We start from the raw sequence: 19,487 nt of genomic DNA on the forward strand, positions 1-19,487 counted from the left end.
TCAATCTAGCTTGCACCTAACTCTTCAGCAAGTCGCTCTGCCTGATTTTTTTCACCCTGCACAAAAGACTTCCATTGCTGCGCCATAGCGCGGCTCTTCTGGTGTTTTTCTGCCTCTGCAAGTTGATTCAACGCCAATGCATACTGTTTTTTGTTAAACAGCGCCATGCCCTTTACCAAATACACAAGGCCTGGGTTTCTCAAATCGCCCTTTTCAATGGCTCTATCAACAGCATCAATAGCATCATCCCAGCGCTCTTCGTTGAGCAATATCTGCGCAAGTTGTGCGTCAAGCTCGCCATCGTCAGCCAAATTAGCGGCCTGCATCATGACTGGAATGGCTTTGTCTTGCTCTTTGGCTAGTGACCAGCTTTGACCTAAGAACTTTAAATTACGCAAGTTCTTCTCTAGCACGCCGTCATTCATAGCTTGTTCCATCAGCTTCGCACCTTTATACGGTGCCCTGTGATAGTAATAAAGCTGTGCCATATTAAATATGTCGGCAGAGGACTCTACAAAACCACGCTGATAGGCAGTTTCCATAATAGCTAACTGCTTTCGCTCTTCGCCAAGCTCGCCGAACATACCGGCTAACTGGATCCAATATTTAGGCTCATCGAACAGCTTTACCAATTTAACCAGTACGTCTTTCACCTTTTCAGGCTGCTTTAACTCATAAAACACAGCGCGCTGAAGGATCAACCAAGATTCATCAGGTAACATCCCCTCAGCTTCGTGGTCGACAACGGCCTGAGTAATCCAGTCTGCCGCAAGTTCGTATTGCTTATTTTGATAATACGCTTGGGCCTTAATCACTTTGTTCTTTGGTGGAACTGGGCCTGAGTTGAGCGACTCCCAACGTTCTATGTACTTAATAGTATCGTCGTAATTACTCTGCATCAGATTAAGCTGTGCCAAACTGAAAAGCGTCGTCATTTCAAACTTTTCAGGAATAGGCTGCTGTTCTACTACTTTTGCAAAAGATGCCAGCGCTTTGTCGTAGTCTTCATTGTTGTAATAAATAAAGCCGAAAAAGTTGTACATCATCGCTTTTTCGTATGAATTCATTGAATCAGACTTGTCTTCTACCTCTTTTAAGATAGCAATAGCTTCATCAACGTTACCCGCTTCATCCGCTGCCGTTTGCGCGCGCGATAGTTGCTCATATACCTTGCCACGCAGCGTAGGTACGCGGCGTGTTTTCTTTTCACTGGCTTTTTGCTCTTGAGCGTGTGCGTCGGTTGCAACAAACATACTTGGTGCAGATACCGCAACGACAGTAAATGTAAATACTGCAGCGCTAAGCAGCATGCTTGGCAAAATACTCGATAAAGGCCTAGCCTGTTTCTTCATCATGTTCTGCTACCCGTCAATTTGGAACGAAATGCGGTTTTGAATACCGGATACTTCGGTCGCTTCGCCATTTACCACTCGAGGTTTGTATTTGAACTTCATTGCAGCGTCGATAGCCGCTTGCTCAAAAATACCCTCTGGATTAGCTTCAACTACTATTGGGTTGCGCACTGCACCTTGCTTAGTCACAGTAAACTCAACAATTACAAACCCTTCAATACCACGTTGCAATGCGCGGCGTGGATATACTGGGGCTACTTTAACAATAGGTAAGTATTCGCCATCACCCGACTCAAGCGCGAGTCCGCCGTCTAAAGAAATATCATCGCCAACATCTGCGCCAAAATCCATTGAAGAACCTTCGGCATTGGGTGTAGGTGAATCCATTTGCGGCTGCTGCATCTGTGGCGGCGGCTGCTCAGGCTTTGGTGGCTTCTTAGGCTTGCGATCTTTCTTCTCGACCTGCTCATCCTGCTTAACCCTTACAAAGTCAAGCACGCTTCCCTGAGGCGGCTCAGTTAGTGCGCTGCCACCCATCTTGATCAATGACTGCATCAAGAAGAACAGGCCTAACGTGATCGCAAGGGAAATTACAAATGCGATTATATATCGTGGCATGATTTATGGCTCTTGAGCTGCAATCGAAACGTCATACACACCTGCAGCACGCGAGGCATCCATCACTTTAATAAGGGTCTCAGTTGTGGATTCTTTATCTGCTTGAATCACAACCGTACCCTGAGGATTTTCTGCGTGCAAGCGCTCGATATTTGCCTGAACGGCACGAACATCGATGCGGCGTTTGTTAATCCAAATTTCACCTTTATCTGAAATAGCGATAAGGATGTTCGCGCGATCCTTTTTAACAGCCGTTGCTGCTTCAGGACGGTTTACATCGATACCCGCTTCTTTCACAAACGATGCAGTCACGATAAAGAAAATCAACATGATAAATACGACGTCCAACATGGGCGTCATGTCGATGGTTGCTTCTTCTTCATCGACCAAATTTTGAAAGTGCTGCTTCATAATAAATACCTTACCTTAATGCGACGTCGCATTAACGTTGAATAATCAATGCATCCTCAAGATGCGTGCGTTCAGACTTCACCATACGATTTAACCAGGTAGCAGCGAAGACACCAGACAGTGCCCCAACCATTCCTGCCATAGTAGGAATAGTCGCTTTCGATACGCCCGAGGCCATGGAACGGGCGTTGCCCGAACCAGAGATAGCCATAACGTCGAATACTTCTATCATACCGGTTACTGTACCCATCAAACCCAACAGCGGACAAAGCGCTACAAGAGCCTGAATAATTGGGATACTGCCATTTAGCCGTATAGTTAACTGCGAAATCGTTTTCTGACGTACTTGCTCAGCAAACCAAGAGGAGCGATCGTTTCGTGCTTTCCACATCGCGACCGCATCTTTTTTTGCTTGCTTATGCCAAACCAACAGATACATTGCACGCTCGAGGATCAAAAGCCACATAACGAATATCAGCAGACCAATGACCAGGAGAACCTGGCCACCTGTTTCTGTGAAATCGCGAATTGCTTCTAGAAACTCGATCATAATTAGCCTCGCTCAGAACGCTCTGCGATAACGCCAGATGCTTGTTCTTGAAGAATGTACACAATGTTTTTAGAACGTGTGTTAAGCATTGCGTAAAGCAATGTCATCGGAATCGCTACCACAAGACCAAGAACCGTTGTGACAAGTGCCGTTGAAATACCGCCAGCCATCAGTTTCGGGTCACCTGTACCAAATAAGGTAATTGCTTGGAAGGTATTAATCATCCCCGTTACCGTACCGAGTAGACCCATCAAAGGCGCTACTACCGAGATAATCTTGATAATAGTAAGGTTGCGACCTAACTTAGGTACTTCACCTAAAATTGCTTCAGTAAGATGAAGCTCTAGCGCTTCAACATCGGCGTTAGGATGATCGTCACGTACTTTAAGAACGCGACCCAGTGGGTTATTAGTTTTCACTTCCTTGCTCTTAAGCTGCTTGTTCACTTTCATGCGAATAAGAGAAAGAGACACCAAACGCTCTAAGGCAAGTAGAAGGCCAATTGCACCAACCACTAGAATGATATATCCAACCGGACCACCCTGCTCCACACGCTCTTTCATGTTAGGCGCTTGAACAAGAAGACCAAGGATAGAACCACCCGTTGGGTCAATACCAAACTGCACTAGCTCGCCACTTGATGCTTGAAGCTCTGCCGCTGAATCGTTGTAACGGTCGGCTGGCTGACGAATAAGTTCTGATACCGTGCCAGTGACACCGTTGTAATCTAGATATTTACCGTCTGATACCAAGGCAAATGGACCTACGCGAACCACAGGCTTGTTCACTTTCTCACCACCGGCTTCTACAACGTCTGTTGTGAAGGTAGTGACTTTGCCAGATTCCGTCATTTCACGCTGCATCTCAAACCATACGCGCTCAATCTCTTCAATTGATGCCAGCTTTGAGCTTGAGCCCATGTCCTGCGCCATCTTGTCTAAGAAGTCAGACCGACCAGGAATTTGCGCTGAAATAACAGAGTTGTAAAATTTATTCTTAGTATCGCCAGCAATTTGCTGCAATACACCGAACAACTCTTTAAGTGAACCAAGACGAGTGTCTAGCGCACCGTTAAGGTCTGCCAATTTAAACTCGTTTTCTTCAAACTGTGTTTCAAGTTGCTCTGATTGCACTAGCATTTGGTCGCGTTTTTCACGGGTTTCGCGAAGAATGCGGTCTTGCTCTGCACGTTGCGCTTGGAAATCACGCTCGCGCTGTTTATTTTGCTGTGATTGTGCAAATTGGCCTTCTTCAAGCTGCTTTAGCAGGGCGTCTAGGTCCATTGCACGGTCACTTTGTGCCATTGCACCAGCGCTGATACTAAGGGCTACTAGACCAACAGCGATACGTTTTACTGTATTAAACATTCTCATCAACCTCTTAGTCTGTAATTGCTACTGGCAGCATTAGCAAGTCTGGGGCAAGCTGTTTCTTCGCCATGCGCAGACCTTTTGTGATTTGTGTACGGTAGCTGCTATCAAGCTCTTCCCACTGACGGGTTTGCTTGTTCCACACGCCCTGCATGCTCGCGTCGCGTGTTTGATAAATAAGTGCAGTGCGACCAAGTCGTAAAAACTCTACGTCACGTTCTTGACCTTTAATTGAATGAAGGCCGCTGTACGACTCCATAGTGCGTCCGTAGTCCATTTCAACTTGGAACGCTTCCATTACGCGACGGAATTTTTCAGACGCTGCAACATCCGCTCTATCCATCATCGCTCTTAAATCAGCAACGCGGTTAGCACGCTCTTCTGGAAGAAACGGCATGTCTAGCTCGATAAATTGAGCCAAGCCATCAATCATACGCATCATTAGAGGCGTAATTTGGCGCTCAACAACAGACACTTCATCAATTGCGGCGTTCAAGTCATCCATTTCTTGGTTTTGACTGTTAATTTGCTTACGAAGCTGAGTGTTATAAACCTCAAGACCTTCGATTTCTTTCATTAACGTTTTGAACTGTTGAAGTTTGCTGTCAATCTGATCGGTAATACCGTTTATTTTTTCCTGCGATTTTGCCGCAGACTCATTAATTTTCGCTGCCTCATCGACAACGGGTTTTAAGACTTCATCGTCTTGTGCTAGTGCTGGTGTCGCTGAAAGCAGACCTGCAACAAGCAAAGCGTTGATAAGCTTCATACATTCAAACCTTTTAAGTTAAAAGAAATCGGATGTAACCGACTATAAGTTTCTGCGCGTAGGATAGGAGTTTTCTGTGACAGTTTTATTACGGAACTGTCATAAATAAACCGAAAGTGTTATCTGTTACACATAAAAAAGACCGCTGAAAAGCGGCCTTTTTATTAGATTAGATTTTAAAAGTCGTATTTAAATGACAACCTAATTCCTGTACCGCGTGTCTCTGACCTAAGCAATGCATCGTTAAACTCTATTTCACGATCCTCACCTAAGATATTCTGAACCCGCAATGTGACAGTGCTATTAAAATCTGGATAGTACTTGTACACCATATCTAGCGAGTGGAACGGCTGCTCGTAGTTGTCGTCGAAGCCATCGATACCCGCTATAAGAATACGCTCACCAAATACGTTGTATACCAGTGACGCAGTGTGCTCACCGTTGTCTGAGTCGTAACCTAACTGCATGTTCAACACATACTGAGAGTGACCCGTCATACGTCGTTCCACATTCGTAATTGCTGCAGATACGCCGGTTTGATCCACAATACTCTGGCGATCTAAAACAATCTCAGAGTCGCTCACAGTAATGTTACCGGTAGTAAATAGATTGTCCCATATACCGTCGCCAATGAAGGCCAAGTCTTGTAGGAACTCAAACTCAACCCCGTAAACCTCACCAGATTCAGCATTTGCAATACGAATGAGCGGTGGACCATCCTGAGCCGGCGACTGAACTGACTCGATTGGCGCTTCCATATCTTTATAGAAAAGGCCTACCGATAAGTTGTTGCCTGCTTCGCGATACCACTCCCAACGTAAATCGTAGTTAATAATATCCGTAGTGCTAACACCTGGCGTACCCGCAATTGGGAAGTTCGTTAACGGGTCTAAGTAAGTTGCCGATGACACTTCACGAAGATCTGGGCGAACTACCGTTTGGCCTATGCTTGCACGTAGCTGCATATCGTCTTCAAGGAAGTAGGTTACAGCAAGCGCTGGATAAAACCCGTCTTCTTGGAACGCTAATTGTGCACGATCAGCTTCGTCACTTAAGTCAAACTGATTAGTACGCGGATCCAATGGCGCTACGACCTGACGGAAATCTTCATAACGTGCACCACCGGTGAAACGCCATTTGTTGTCGTAGAAGAAATCGGCTTCAAAATAGTAAGCATCAACTTTTTGACCTGCTACGTAATCATCGCCCGCGATTGTAGTATCACGAATAATTGGTCGACTCGATAACTCTAGAGAATCGAGAACGCTATCGCTGAAAATCTCGCCAAAGTCGTTTCCGTCTAAAATAGAACGGTTTTCAACACCTAGCGTGTTTATGTCAAAGCGACGGTTTTCAGCAGAACGTGTTTTAGTGACAAAACTCGCTCCAACCTTTAACTCAGTTTCCCAATCACCAAAGGACATCGGGTAAGTCACGTTATAACCAAAGTTCTCTAAACGATCGTGAAGGTCTTGGAACGTGTAACGGGCCGCTGTTTGAGCATCTGACAAGAAAATTTCATTTTCATCGTCAAAAATACCGTCTTGATTCACGTCTTCCATAACGAAACGCGCGTTAAAGTTACCTGGAGCATGACGTACAGAACGACCCAACGAGTATGTCCAGTCAACGCCCATAAAATTTAATTCAGGGAATGTATGCTGACCTTTTACCTGGTTGGTATAAAGTGAACGCTCTTCATACTGTATGTCGATATCGCGAATACGCAAGCCTTCTGCCTGGTTCAAGTTTTCAGTGTTACCAAACATTTCACGAATTTCATCGCGGGTATCGTTCAACACGATGAGGCTGTAATCGATGCGATGCTTTCTATCGTAGTCTACGCCCAGCGTTAAAAGCGAAGACCAGGTTACTGTTTGCTCTGTACCTTGAATATCATCAAAGAAGCGTACATTGATGATTTCATCGCCGACCAAGTCTGGGTCTTGCAACTCATATTCTTCTGATGATCGGGTCTGCGTAGAGTAACGTGACGTGGCTAAGAAACCAAAACGCCAATCATCATCGTAATCGTAGCTATCACCATAAGTGACGTTGAAGCGCATGTCAGGATCCGCTGACGTCGTTTCAAGACCGTATGCTCGGTTTGTTCCCTTAAATAGCTCTAACGCTTCTTCAGGCTCTAAATCATCTAAGAAGTTCTTTGAATCCCAACGCTCTTGAATAGCCGCTGAAGCTGCGCGTGTACCATCATCTTCACCTGTCCAATCACGACCGCCACCGGCGTAATCTAGAACATCGCCAGAGTTTTCTGTGTCGATACCAAAAGCGGCAGATACATTGAATACTCGCTGTGTAGGAATAGACTTCAAGCGAATATTAACGTTACCACCACCAAATGCCGCTGGCATTGAGGGAGAATACGATTTTTGAACCGCTAGACTCTCGATTATGCTCGATGGGAACAGATCCAAAGGTATTACGTTACGCGTCGGATCTGGACTTGGAACGATGGCACCGTTTAGCTGTGTTGATGAGTAACGTTCACCAAGACCACGCACATAGATGAATCGTCCATCTACCAATGTTAAGCCAGTTACACGACGAAGGGCCCCCGCTGCATCACTATCACCAGTGCGAGCTATTTGCTCAGCACCCATGATGTCAGCTACGAAGGCTTGATTTTTACGTTCTTCCATTACTGCCGTTGCGGTGCCCTTTAGGCGCGTTCCGGTAGCCACTACTTCTTCAATCACTTCATCTTCATCTGATTGAGCGTAGGCCATAGTCGTTGGAAACAAGATACTTGCTGCAACAGCTAAGCTGATGGGTTTTAGAAGAAACCTGTTAGCAGGTCTGTTCATGATGAACCTCTTTAAAAAGGAATACTTTTACGAATAAAAAATTCGTGTCTTACAAACTTAAAAGCAAGTGCGTCACTTTTGCAACGCACTTGCTTGTTTTTAGCTAGTGAACTAGGTCTTATTCAAGACCTACAGTCCAACCTGCAGTCCAATCGTTGTCAGCGTCTTTAACTGCACCGATAAAGTCCACAGAAGAGAAGAAGCTATCCAGTGTTGAAACGTCTGTCGCCGCTGTCGCATCTACTGTGTAGATTCCGTCAAGTACAGTTGCAGTTTCGTCTAGTAAGCTGTTACCAGTTTGAGCCGTGAACCACGCAGTTTGGTCGAAGTCACCCGAGTCACGAACGTTTTCCGCACATGCTAGTACTGATGTCTCAAAAGTTAGTTGAGGGTCGTTAGTACCGTCCATGTTAGCTAGTAGTGTAGTGTCGCCATCGCTTAGGTCAGCTTCGAAACACTCACCCATGCCTGCTGGACCTGTTACAACAAAGTTGTAAAGCTGCGCGTTAGTTTGGTCTCGAAGTAAAACACCTTCTGAGTCAGCATTAGCCGTGTCGAACTCGTTACCGATAATTGTCATATTAGCAACCATTGGGTTAGAGAACGCTAGGCCGTCACCGCCATCGCCGTCACCTTCAATGGCACGGTTAGCGTCAGAGTTATCATCTGCATGCTTAACAAGTACAAACTGTAGCTTACCTTCGTAGCCATTATCCCAATCTACAGAGTCATCTTGAATGCCTGTAAGGGTAAGGTACTTAACGTTTACTGCACCACCGAAGAACTCAACACCGTCATCTGCGTTTTTGTGTACTTGTACGTACTCAACAGTAGTACCAGAACCAACGCCGCCGAAAGTGATACCGTTTAATTCGTTATCTGGAGCTATTTCGAAACCACCGTGCATTACGCGAACATAGCGAAGTGTACCAGAGCTGTCTTCGTTGTCTGTTCCACCGAATACCGCACCTTCCTGCGCACCTTCAACTTGAAGTGCACACTCAGTACCGTCTTGAGGACACTTAGTCGATTCGCCGTTACCTAGCACGATCATACCGCCCCATTGACCTGCTTCACCCGCTTCAAGGCCACCAACAACGTGGTCACGTGAAGTAAAAGTAATTGGGCTTTCAGCAGTACCGTTTGCATCAATTTCTGAGTCACGGCTAACTACTAGGTAATCGTTACCAGATGCACCGTAAACTGTTACACCAGGCTCAACAGTAAGTGTTGCGCTGTTTTCTTTGTCGCCACCGATGAACACTGCACCAGAAAGCGCATATAAATTGCCCTCTGTAAGTGTTAGGTCTGACGTTACCGTACCTGAGATTTCACACGTAGTCGTTTCGCCGTCTACTGGCGTGATAGTGGTTGTACCTGCAGGGCAACCAGACGCTGATTGAACCAGGTCGATGTTACCGCCACCGAATCCAAATGCCCAACCTTGACGCCAGTCAGTTTCACCAACGGCACCAACAAACGTATTTGCTTCAAAGAACGTATCTAAAAGAACAGATGCGTCGCCGCCAGCTGTAAGAAGTGCGCTTTCTGAAGTTAGCGTGCCGTCTGGGTTAAGACCAAGGTTTGCACGATCTTCAAACGCGATTAGCTGGTTACCTTCTTGTCCAGTAAACCAAGTTTCTAGGTCAACTGCACCTTCAGGTGAATTAAACGGCTCAGAACATGCTATTGCAGAGTGAGTCATTGTAAGGTCACCGTCAGAAAGGTTGGCTTGAACCGTTTCATCAGTGTCCATTTCTAAACACTCGCCCATCGCTTCGGGACCAGTGATAAGGAAGTTCATTAAGTTCGCGCCAGTTTGGTCGCGAAGTAAAAGACCTTCTGAATCAGCATCGGCTGTATCGAACGTGTTACCAATAACTGTCATGTTAGCAACCATTGGCTTAGAGAAATCTAAGCCGTCACCACCATCACCGTCACCTTCAATGGCACGGTTAGCGTCAGAATTGTCAGCCGCATGCTGAACGTAAACGTACTGAATTTTACCTTTGTAGCCATTATCCCAGTCTACTGAGTCATCTTGGTTACCAGTAAGCACTAAATGCTTAGCATTTACCGCACCACCGAAAAACTCTACACCGTCGTCGGCATTGCTGTGTACCTGTACATAATCAACCTCTGTACCAGAACCTACACCACCGAACGTAATACCATTAAGCTCGTTGTCAGGTGCAATTTCGAAACCCGCATACTTAACAACAACGTATTTAAGACTACCTGAGCTGTCGGTGTCATCATTACCACCGAATACTGCACCTTCTTCTGCACCTTCTACTTGAAGCGCGCAATCAGAGCCGTCTTGAGGACACTTGGTAGAGTTACCGTTACCTAGAATAACCACACCGCCCCATTGGCCAGCACCAACTTCGTCACCAACCACGTCGTTGAACGATGTCATGATTACTGGAGCAGATGCAGTACCCTCTGCTTCGATTTTTGAATCACGACTTATTACTAGATAGTCCGCACCAGTGCGACCGAAGATAACGGTACCTTCTTCAACAGCAAGCGTTACGCTGTCTGCTTTGTCGTTACCTACAAATACAGGCCCTTCAAGTGCCCATACCGTGTCGTTTGTTAGAGTAATAACACCTTGGTCGTCTGCATCATCAGCGGTTAAACGACCAGAAAGAACGCGAACTTCAACTGTTTGACCAAATGCGTCAGAAACTTCGCCGCTAAGGAAAGAACTTGCTTCGCCAGGCGCATTGCTTACTGGGTCGGTTGTACCGCCGTCGCTGCCGCTACCATCACCAGCGTCATTATTGTTATTTGTTGTAGTTGTAACGCTGTTGTCAATATCGCCTTCGCTGATATTGATATCGCCACCACAGCCTGCTAGCACTAATGCTGTAGCAATTGCTGAAGCTTTAAAAAGTTGCTTAAGTTCCATGTGTTTCTCCAAGTGCGGTATTTTTATGGATTTTGAAAACGACGAAACTGTACCTAAGCTAAATGACACATTTGTTACATAAAAAAACTGTCATAAAAGTTTCACATAAAAAGCCTGAATTTTAGACTAATGGCTAAAAAAAGAAGAAAAACAGGAAAGATAGGGGTTTAGGGGCTTTCAGCGCTGATTTTTGTGCATGTAGAGGAACAAGCAACAACGGCTACAGATAAAAAATAAGGAGAAATATTACAGTGTCACAATTATCGAACCACGTTGCATGACACTTTAGTTACAGTCTTTATGACAAAATTTGCGCTTATTTACCCAACAGACGGCGCTGTCGCAATAACACATCTTCGCGAATGGGAAAGTATCCATCTCGGACAACTTGGTTTTGTCCTTGCTGGGATAAAATATAGCGGATAAATTCTCTTTCAAGAGTAGGCAATGGCTCACCCGGCTTTTTATTAACCACTAAATAAAGAAAACGTGCAAAGGGATAAGTCTCATCTCTCACAGTATCGATAGACAAAGGAATCAAGCTATCTAAGGTTTCACCTAAAGCAAGTGCCCTTACTCCCGCGGTCTTATAACCATAGGCTGCATAGCCAATAGCGCCGGTTCCACTTGCCACTGACAGTACTACTGATGCCGACCCCGGCTGTTCATTCACTGTATTTTTAAAATCGCCATCGCATAACGCCGTTACTTTAAACAACCCATACGTACCCGATACCGAGTTACGCCCATAAAGTCGAATTGGTGAACGATACCCACTTTCATCCACGCCTAATTGCGACCAGCGGCTAATTTGCTTTTCTGCACCACAATATAAGGTTTGAGAAAAAATGGCGTCAACGTTTTCTAACGTCATACCTTGAAGCGGGTTTCGTCTATCCACGAAGATAGCAATAGCATCCATGGCGACTTTTAATACTGTCGGTGGATAGCCATGTACATTAATAAAGTCTCGAATTTCACTGGGCTTTAGCGCCCTACTCATTGGACCGATAGTCGCCGTGCCCTCAATAAGCGCGGGCGGTGCGGTTGATGAGCCCGATGCTTGAATTTGAAACCCCACCTGTGGATATAAGGATTTAAATTCTTGCGACCAAAACGTCATTAGGTTGGCAAGCGTATCTGACCCCACCGAGGATAGCTTTCCGGCAACTCCAGGCACTCGTTCGTAGTTGGGTATCGTCGGCTTAGTCGAAACAGCCGGCGTATTACTGCCGTTGCTTGCTGCATTGGTCAATGAATTTTGAACACTGCTGGTTTGAGTACTGCTGGTTTGAATATTGCTGACTTGAATACTGCTGGCCTGCACGGAGCTCGCAACAATTAACGCAGCTAATACGGCTATCATACTTAATGCAGAAACCCTGTTGACCAAACTCACTCTTTTCATTCAAACGCCTTCATTCACTTACCTGCATTCACACGCTTTTTTCTACACGCTTTTTTCTACACGATCTTATGAAAAACCCGTTTTCATTACCTGCGTTCACGATTGATCGGCAATAAGTTCATTGTCTAACACAAATGAAAAATGACTGCCTTGACCAATCTCACTGCTTATATCAAGAGACGAATTATGATGGCTAAGCACGTGTTTCACAATAGATAGCCCTAATCCCGAGCCACCGGTTTTTCTAGAGCGTGCTTTATCAACTCGATAGAAACGCTCGGTAAGTCGATTTAAATGAGTTGGCTCAATGCCGTCACCATTATCAATTACAGAAAATTGGGCACCGGCAGACTGGCGGCTCCAATAAACGTTAATCTCACCGCCTGGCGGCGTGTAGTGCACGGCATTAAATACCAAATTAGAACAAGCGCTACGTAATTCTGTTTCCACACCATATACAAACAAGTCATCTTCTATGTGAAATTTGATTGTATGTTGCTTTTCTTTATTAAGTGCCTGGGCTTCACGCTCTATCAGCGCAAGCATAGAGCCTATATTAACAACGTTTTCGTATACCCTTTCTGAACTGGCTTCTATTCGAGAAAGCACTAGCAGGTCTTCAATCAGGTTTTGCATTCGATGAGTTTGGGTTTCCATTTCATGCATGGCTTTTTTCATGAAGGGATTAGCATCGTCACTTTCCGGCATTATTTCTAAGTACCCGTTAATTACCGTTAACGGCGTGCGGAGTTCGTGAGACACGTTAGCCACAAAATCTTTACGCATAGCCTCTAATTGGGATACGCGGGTAATATCTCGGGCAATGAGCAGCAGATGCTCCTCACCATAAGGCATGATTCGATATTCGAAGGTTTTATTCGCGTTTGTCGGCGACGGTACTTCAATGGGGTACTTATAATTTCCCGCATGAAAGTATTGAATGAACTCTGGGTGTCTAATTAAATTATCGAGCCGACGCCCTGCGTCTTTTGGCCACTTCAACCCAAGTTCAAGTCTTGCTAATCGGTTACACCATAAAATACAGGCTTTAGAATCAACTACCACGGCAGCATCAGGCAATGCCTCCGACCCTTCCCTAAAGCGCTTTACTAGCTCACCAAGCTCTTTTCGCTTATTGCGGTTTCTGCGCTGTAAATAGTAAATCCCTTCATATATATATTCCCACACGCCACGTACTGTGGGGGGAGACATTTTTCGGCTATGCCACAACCAGCGATTTAATTTGTACAAATGCCAGTAATTAAATAGCAGTAAAATGACAGCGCCAAAGGCCACAGCAAATACCATATCGTTAATTAACCATCCTCCAATGGCAAACGCCACCAAGAATAATAATAAACGAACCGTACTTCTGAACCATGAGAAGGGGTAATACATAGTGGAACTCGTGTTACAGAAATTTACGGACACATGGCCGATAGCTCAATGTGTCCCTAGTGTGGGGCGTTAAGACTTACCTGAAAAGCGGTATCCGGCCCCACGAACGGTTTGAATCATAGCATCATGACCATGACTCGAGATAGCTTTGCGCAATCGTCGAATATGTACATCTACGGTTCTATCTTCAACATACACATTCGTGCCCCACACATTGTCGAGCAGTAACTCTCGACTGTACACGCGCTCTGGGTGCGTCATGAAAAAATGCAGTAGCTTAAACTCTGTCGGGCCCATATCTAATGGCTCGTCGTTTGCCGTAACCCGGTGAGAAACCGGCTCAAGCTTAAGGCCATTGAACTCGATAGGCTCTTCGTTTGACGTTGGCGTTACGCGACGCATGACAGCTTTGATTCGGGCTACTAATTCTTTAGGGGAAAATGGCTTGGTAATATAGTCGTCCGCACCTGCATCTAAACCGCGAATTTTATCTTCTTCTTCGCCTCTTGCGGTAAGCATAATTACTGGGATATCTCTTGTGAACTCATGCTGCTTTAGGCTTTTGGCCAGCTGTACACCACTTCCACCAGGTAACATCCAGTCGAGCAGAATAAGATCAGGATATGGCTCACACACTTTCTCTTTGGCAATATCAAAATCTTCTGCTTCAATTACAGTGAAACTAGATTGTTCTAAAACGAATTTTAGCATTTCACGAATAGGGGCTTCATCTTCAACCACCAATATTGTGCGAGACATGTTTGTTTTCCTGGTCATTTTTAATTTTTCGCTATTATTAATGTGGTCTGTGACAGTTTTATTAAAGTCATTACAATTATGTGTCAAGTTTTGCATATATTCTACTCAGTACATAGTTTGAACACATAATCTTGTTAATTAATAGAAATTTGCATATTCTTACGAGGCAAAAGCGCATAGAGCTACACTACTCGATTTTAGACAGGGGCAAGTTTATCGATGGCTGCGGTTAAAACAGGGTTATCAAGGAAGCTCTTAACAAGAGTACTTTCAGTATATTTTGCGCTTACACTTATTGTGACGGTGGGGCAAATATTCACCGAATATCTCAGCACAAAGAACCACGTTGAAGAAGAGCTTCAAACCCTCAAAAATACGTTTTCTTCTAGCTTAACCCGTGCCATGTGGGAAATTAATGATGACCAGGTTAGAGCGATAGCTGAAGGTTTAATGTCGATCCCCATTGTAGAGGGTTTACAGGTACGTGGTGAAAACGGCAACTTTATTACCGAGCAAGGTATCCGTAAAAGTCGCTCACCTAACCCAGTAGAGCGTGAGGTGATTGAAGACCATTCCGGTGGCGTATTTAGTTACAGCTTTCCTCTGGTGTTTAAATTCGCAGGCCGAGAGTCTACCGTTGGCGATGTCACTCTATATTCTAGTTTCGACACTATATTCAGTCGAATTGAGGTAGGGGTATTTTTCCTTATTGGCAACGCCATTGTTAAAACCACCTTCCTTGTCTTTCTGTTTATGACGGCTTTTCGCACTATGCTGTCGGAACCTCTGCAAAATATTACCGAACAAATGGGAAGATTCGACCCCGAACGCCCAGAAGAGAGTAAACTTAACCTTGAAGTAAAAGACGACAACGAACTACTGCAATTAAGAGACTCATACAATGGGGTCATCGATGACTTAATTGCTTCAAATCACAAGCTAAAAAGCGCTCAAAAAGAGCTTACCGCCGCTAATACAAAGCTAGACGACCAAAACTTGGTACTCGAACAAGAGGTAGCGAAAAAGACTGCGTCGCTGTCGCAAATCATGCTAGACCTTGAGCAACAAAAAGATGAGCTTATTGCCCACCAGCGAGAGTTACGTCAAGAAAACAAGAATCGGCAGTATATTGAAAGCGAATTGCGCAAGAAGAACGATGAGCTGGCCGGCTCTATGCAAACCTTAAATCAAGCGCAGCAACAATTGGTTGAGTCAGAAAGAATGGCGTCGCTAGGCGGGCTTGTTGCCGGTATTACCCACGACATCAATACTCCTCTTGGGGTCAGTGTTACTGCAGCTAGCTTTCTACAAGAGCGACTTATTAATCTTAAGCAAGACTTTGAAGACACCAGCTTAACCAGTAAAAGTATGGCAAGTTTTATCGATGAGGCCGACCAGACTGCTAAATTGCTGCTGAACAACCTAGGCAGAGCGTCAGATTTGATTGCCAGTTTTAAACAAGTTGCCGTTGACCAAACCAGCGAGAATGAGCGCGACTTTGACCTAGGCGAATATATTGCGGAAGTACTTCAATCCCTCCAGTCGGGCTACAAGCAAACTAAACACAATATTACGGTTAATTGCCCGCCAGAATTAATAGTCACCTGCGCGCCGGGGGCCATCGCGCAAATTGTAAGCAACCTTGCTGTAAACTCCCTTAACCATGCATTTGAAGATAAAGCAGTTGGAAACATCAGTTTAAATGTTGAAGCAGTTGATGACCAAGTAGTCATGCATTTTGAAGACGATGGTAAAGGCCTCACGAAAGACGAACTTTCTCAGCTATTTGATGCCTTTTTTACCACTAAACGAGGCTCAGGAGGCAGTGGCCTAGGTACGCATATTGTGTATAACCTAGTCACTCAATCTTTAAATGGTAAGATTGATGCCCAAAGTGAGCCGGGTAAAGGCCTTCGCTACACCATAACGTTTCCAATAAGCCAACATTAGGGCGTGTTGAACTTTGCTCTACGAATGTTGGGCTAACAACACGCGCTAAGATGCACAAACCTTTTCTAACGCTTTTCATTGCAAGCCTTACTCAATTTAAAGAGAGCACTGCTAGCCGAGTATTCCTAACGGTGCATTTCCAATTGCGCGGTGACGCGTTGGTTGATACGCTTGCGCCCTAATTTTTGAATGAGATTTTCCCTTCTATGTGGTTTAAAAATATAAAAGCATTTCAATTAACACAGCCACTGTCGCTCGATGATGACGATTTAGAACGTATGCTTAACGAGCATGCTTTTAGACCTTGCGGCAGCCAAGATATGGCGACTATGGGATTTGCTTCACCCTTTTCTCAAGCTGGCAAATCGGGCACCATGTTTCACTGTGTTCAGCAGCGCTATTGGATAACGCTGAAAAAGCAGGAAAAGATTTTACCTGCAGCGGTTGTTAATGCTGAACTTGAAGAAATGGTTGCCAAGATAGAAATGGAAACTGGAGCCGCGGTTGGTAAAAAAGCCAAAACAGATTTAAAGCAAGAAATTCAAACGCGCCTGCTACCACAAGCATTCACAAAGAATAGTTATACCCATGGGTTTATTTCGCTACCGGACAACTTAGTGGTAGTGGATGCCTCATCAGATGGCAAAGCCGAGGCGTTTCTCGCTATGGTAAGAAAGGCGATTGGCTCACTGCCTGTTGTGCCATTTACCCGTCATAGCCTGCAAAGCGAGTTAACGCATTGGGTAACAGACGCGACGCCAGATAACATCGATTTGCTTGAAGAGGCAGAATTAAAATCTGCTGACGACACTGGCAGTGTCATTCGCTGTAAAAATCAGCCTCTTGATAGCGACGAAATTAGCCTGCATTTATCTGCTGGTAAACTTGTTCAAAAAGTGGCGTTTGAATATGCTGAAAGCCTATCGGCAATCATGTGTGAAGATGGTGCGGTAAAACGTATTAAATTTACCGACCGCTTTAAAGAAGAAACTGAAGACGTCCCTAAAGATCAGGTTGAAGCTCGTTTAGATGCAGAGTTCGCACTGATGTCAGCGGAAATAACCACGCTGTTAAACTTCCTTCGAGATACATTGAAGCTGAATGACAACGACCTGTAGTTTTTATTAAGCCCTGATTACCCCCAACGACGCTTATTGGGGGTAATGTATTATTGAGGGTAGTGTATTATTGCCATAAATCGAGTCTCACCTGCATCATCTCTGTAAGCATGCGCCTGATCTGCCGCTAATACGCATTGCTCCCCTGCTTTTAGCGTTTCCCACTGACCGTTTTGCATCACACTTAACACGCCAGAGATAACATGAATACGCTCAGTTACACCTGCTTGGTGAGCTGTGGAGTGTTGCTCATGGTGTTGAGATAATACCAGTTCAAACACCTCAAATGACGTCAGTGGATCAAAGGGGAATAAAGTGACAACCTGCATATTAGGGTCGGCAATCAACTCAACCTGCGGTTGCAGTACACTGGTTTCATTACTGGTTTCATTACTGGTTTCCTGGCTGCTTTCTTGGCTGTTTGCGCGTGTTGCTGCAGTGCTGCCCAAGAACGAAGAAAAAGAGCACTGTAGTCCAGTGGCTATTTTCCACAGCGTAGCAATGGTTGGACTCGACTCCCCTCTTTCTATCTGCCCTAACATGGCCTTTGATACGCCGGTTAACTGAGACGCACTATCGAGTGATAGCTTTCTTTCGCCCCTTACCCGCCGTAAATTTTGCGCCACATTATGGGTAATTTTACTTCCGCTGCCTTCCAACATACCTACCTTATTGCCAAGAAATCATTAAAACCTTTTGGCTCAGTATACGTTATTTTTGCACTTGTGCGCTATAGCGCACAAGTGCTACTCTTGCCCCACAAACTTTGTGCGCTATAACGCACAACATTTTAGTAACGGTAATCATTTTTCAAAGTGAAAACAGTAAATACTGTTCAAACAAAGGCATGGACAATGAGTGGATTTTCTTTACGGCATATTAGCGCGGGGGTTACCGCTGTCATTGTTGGCTATAGCAGTGCCGTTGTCATCGTTATTGACGTCGCGAAGCGTGCCGGCGCGTCAGACGCTATGGTGGTAAGTTGGCTACTAGCCTTAGGGCTTGGCATGGGAGTAACGTGTATTGCTTTTTCATGGTTCACTAAAGTTCCCGTGGTGACGGCATGGTCGACACCAGGTGCCGCATTTTTACTTACCACAGTAGAACAATACTCCTACAGCGACGCTATCGGCGCTTTTATCGTTTGCGCTTGTTTATCACTCATAACCGCGCAAAGCAGACTTCTGCTTAAACAAATTAGCCGCATCCCACCCGCCATCTCAAGTGCGCTCCTTGCAGGTATTTTACTGCCCCTGTGCCTCGCTATTTTTAGTGATGTGAATGAGTATCCCTACATCGTTGCGTCATTTTTAGCGGTCTATATAGCCGGAAGTCGACTTTTTCCCCAGTATTTAATGTTGGTGCTATTAATATTATCTCTCATAGTGACCGTTTTCATGCAGAGCCAGGCCAGTGATTCAGGCTTCACGTTTGTGTTAGGCGCCCCAACCCCTGTGTGGGTTACCCCCACATTGTCATGGTCTGCTGCCATCGGTTTAGGCTTACCACTATTTATCATTACAACGCTATCGCAAAACTTACCAGGCATTGCCATTCACCATATCCACGGCTACTTTCCAGACCATAAACCCATACTTTCTGGCATTGCTGTTGTACAGGGAATACTTGCCCCTTTTGGCGGTTTCACGTTTAATCTTGCCGCGATTACTGCCGCAATTTGTATGGGAAATGAGGTAGATAATGATAAGCAGCAACGTTACAAAGCTGCAATAGCTGCAGGTATTGCGTATTTGATAGTGGGCCTTTGTGCATCGGCCATTGTGTCATTATTTGTCAGCATGCCTAAGGTCATCATTCATCTATTGGCAGGGCTGGCTTTGCTAGCAACACTTCAGGGAGCATTTTCCAAAAGTATGGAAACGCAGTCTCATCGCGCACCAGCACTGTTAACACTGCTGTGTACGGCATCTGGATTCAGTTTGCTTTCGTTACCCTCTGCGGTGTGGGGGCTTGGACTTGGGCTCGGATTACTTTTTGTGCAAAAAAGGGAGGGGAAGCCTTCTTAAATTGTTCTTTTTCAGTGA

The 19,487-nt window shown here is 45.1% G+C and carries 15 protein-coding genes; 3 read left to right on the plus strand and 12 right to left on the minus strand.

The genetic code is table 11. The features are described 5' to 3' along the window. Positions 1–5: 5 nt before the first annotated feature. The 11 genes from AC27HD_RS06845 to phoB all read right to left on the minus strand — a co-directional run bounded on the left by AC27HD_RS06845 (position 6) and on the right by phoB (position 14,374). Positions 6–1,355 (minus strand): tetratricopeptide repeat protein, encoded by a 1,350-nt coding sequence (locus AC27HD_RS06845; protein WP_032096300.1) that lies wholly within the window; start codon positions 1,353–1,355, stop codon positions 6–8. 6 nt (positions 1,356–1,361) lie between these two features. Continuing rightward, positions 1,362–1,970, minus strand: coding sequence for an energy transducer TonB (locus tag AC27HD_RS06850; protein WP_032096299.1), 609 nt, complete (start codon positions 1,968–1,970; stop codon positions 1,362–1,364). Positions 1,971–1,973: 3 nt separating this feature from the next. Beyond that, positions 1,974–2,381 carry an ExbD/TolR family protein gene (locus AC27HD_RS06855; RefSeq protein ID WP_032096298.1) on the minus strand — a complete coding sequence of 136 codons (408 nt, stop codon included), beginning with the start codon at positions 2,379–2,381 and terminating at the stop codon, positions 1,974–1,976. Between the two features lie 31 nt (positions 2,382–2,412). Further along, positions 2,413–2,931, minus strand: a complete 519-nt coding sequence (locus AC27HD_RS06860; RefSeq protein WP_032096297.1) for a MotA/TolQ/ExbB proton channel family protein — start codon at positions 2,929–2,931, stop codon at positions 2,413–2,415. A 2-nt stretch (positions 2,932–2,933) separates the two neighbouring features. Beyond that, positions 2,934–4,298: a MotA/TolQ/ExbB proton channel family protein gene (locus AC27HD_RS06865; protein ID WP_032096296.1), complete on the minus strand. Its 1,365-nt coding sequence runs from the start codon at positions 4,296–4,298 to the stop codon at positions 2,934–2,936. Positions 4,299–4,311: 13 nt separating this feature from the next. Beyond that, entirely contained in the window at positions 4,312–5,070 is a 759-nt protein-coding gene (locus AC27HD_RS06870; RefSeq protein WP_032096295.1) for a DUF3450 domain-containing protein, read from the minus strand. Between the two features lie 176 nt (positions 5,071–5,246). After that, a complete protein-coding gene (locus AC27HD_RS06875) occupies positions 5,247–7,895 on the minus strand; it encodes a TonB-dependent receptor domain-containing protein (protein WP_032095736.1) in 2,649 nt (882 codons plus the stop codon). 118 nt (positions 7,896–8,013) lie between these two features. After that, positions 8,014–10,809 (minus strand): hypothetical protein, encoded by a 2,796-nt coding sequence (locus AC27HD_RS06880; RefSeq protein ID WP_487104606.1) that lies wholly within the window; start codon positions 10,807–10,809, stop codon positions 8,014–8,016. 316 nt (positions 10,810–11,125) lie between these two features. Further along, entirely contained in the window at positions 11,126–12,217 is a 1,092-nt protein-coding gene (locus AC27HD_RS06885) for a PstS family phosphate ABC transporter substrate-binding protein (RefSeq protein ID WP_235207790.1), read from the minus strand. A 96-nt stretch (positions 12,218–12,313) separates the two neighbouring features. Continuing rightward, positions 12,314–13,615 (minus strand): phosphate regulon sensor histidine kinase PhoR, encoded by a 1,302-nt coding sequence (gene phoR, locus AC27HD_RS06890; RefSeq protein WP_487104608.1) that lies wholly within the window; start codon positions 13,613–13,615, stop codon positions 12,314–12,316. Between the two features lie 69 nt (positions 13,616–13,684). Beyond that, on the minus strand, positions 13,685–14,374 hold the full coding sequence (phoB, locus tag AC27HD_RS06895) for a phosphate regulon transcriptional regulator PhoB (RefSeq protein WP_032095733.1): 690 nt from the start codon (positions 14,372–14,374) through the stop codon (positions 13,685–13,687). 219 nt (positions 14,375–14,593) lie between these two features. Here phoB and AC27HD_RS06900 point away from each other — a divergent pair, with 219 nt between their 5' ends. Together AC27HD_RS06900 and rdgC are read left to right on the plus strand one after the other, a co-directional pair. Continuing rightward, positions 14,594–16,324, plus strand: coding sequence for a sensor histidine kinase (locus AC27HD_RS06900; protein ID WP_032095732.1), 1,731 nt, complete (start codon positions 14,594–14,596; stop codon positions 16,322–16,324). A 206-nt stretch (positions 16,325–16,530) separates the two neighbouring features. Then, positions 16,531–17,442, plus strand: coding sequence for a recombination-associated protein RdgC (gene rdgC, locus AC27HD_RS06905; protein WP_032095731.1), 912 nt, complete (start codon positions 16,531–16,533; stop codon positions 17,440–17,442). Between the two features lie 50 nt (positions 17,443–17,492). Here rdgC and AC27HD_RS06910 read toward each other — a convergent pair whose 3' ends face one another. Beyond that, positions 17,493–18,104 carry a helix-turn-helix domain-containing protein gene (locus AC27HD_RS06910; RefSeq protein WP_052010132.1) on the minus strand — a complete coding sequence of 204 codons (612 nt, stop codon included), beginning with the start codon at positions 18,102–18,104 and terminating at the stop codon, positions 17,493–17,495. A gap of 192 nt (positions 18,105–18,296) precedes the next feature. On the opposite strand from AC27HD_RS06910, the gene AC27HD_RS06915 reads away from it, so the two are divergent. After that, positions 18,297–19,469: a benzoate/H(+) symporter BenE family transporter gene (locus tag AC27HD_RS06915; protein ID WP_032095730.1), complete on the plus strand. Its 1,173-nt coding sequence runs from the start codon at positions 18,297–18,299 to the stop codon at positions 19,467–19,469. Positions 19,470–19,487 lie beyond the last annotated feature (18 nt).

The sequence above is a fragment of the Alteromonas sp. 4NS20-0143 genome (assembly GCF_057542855.1).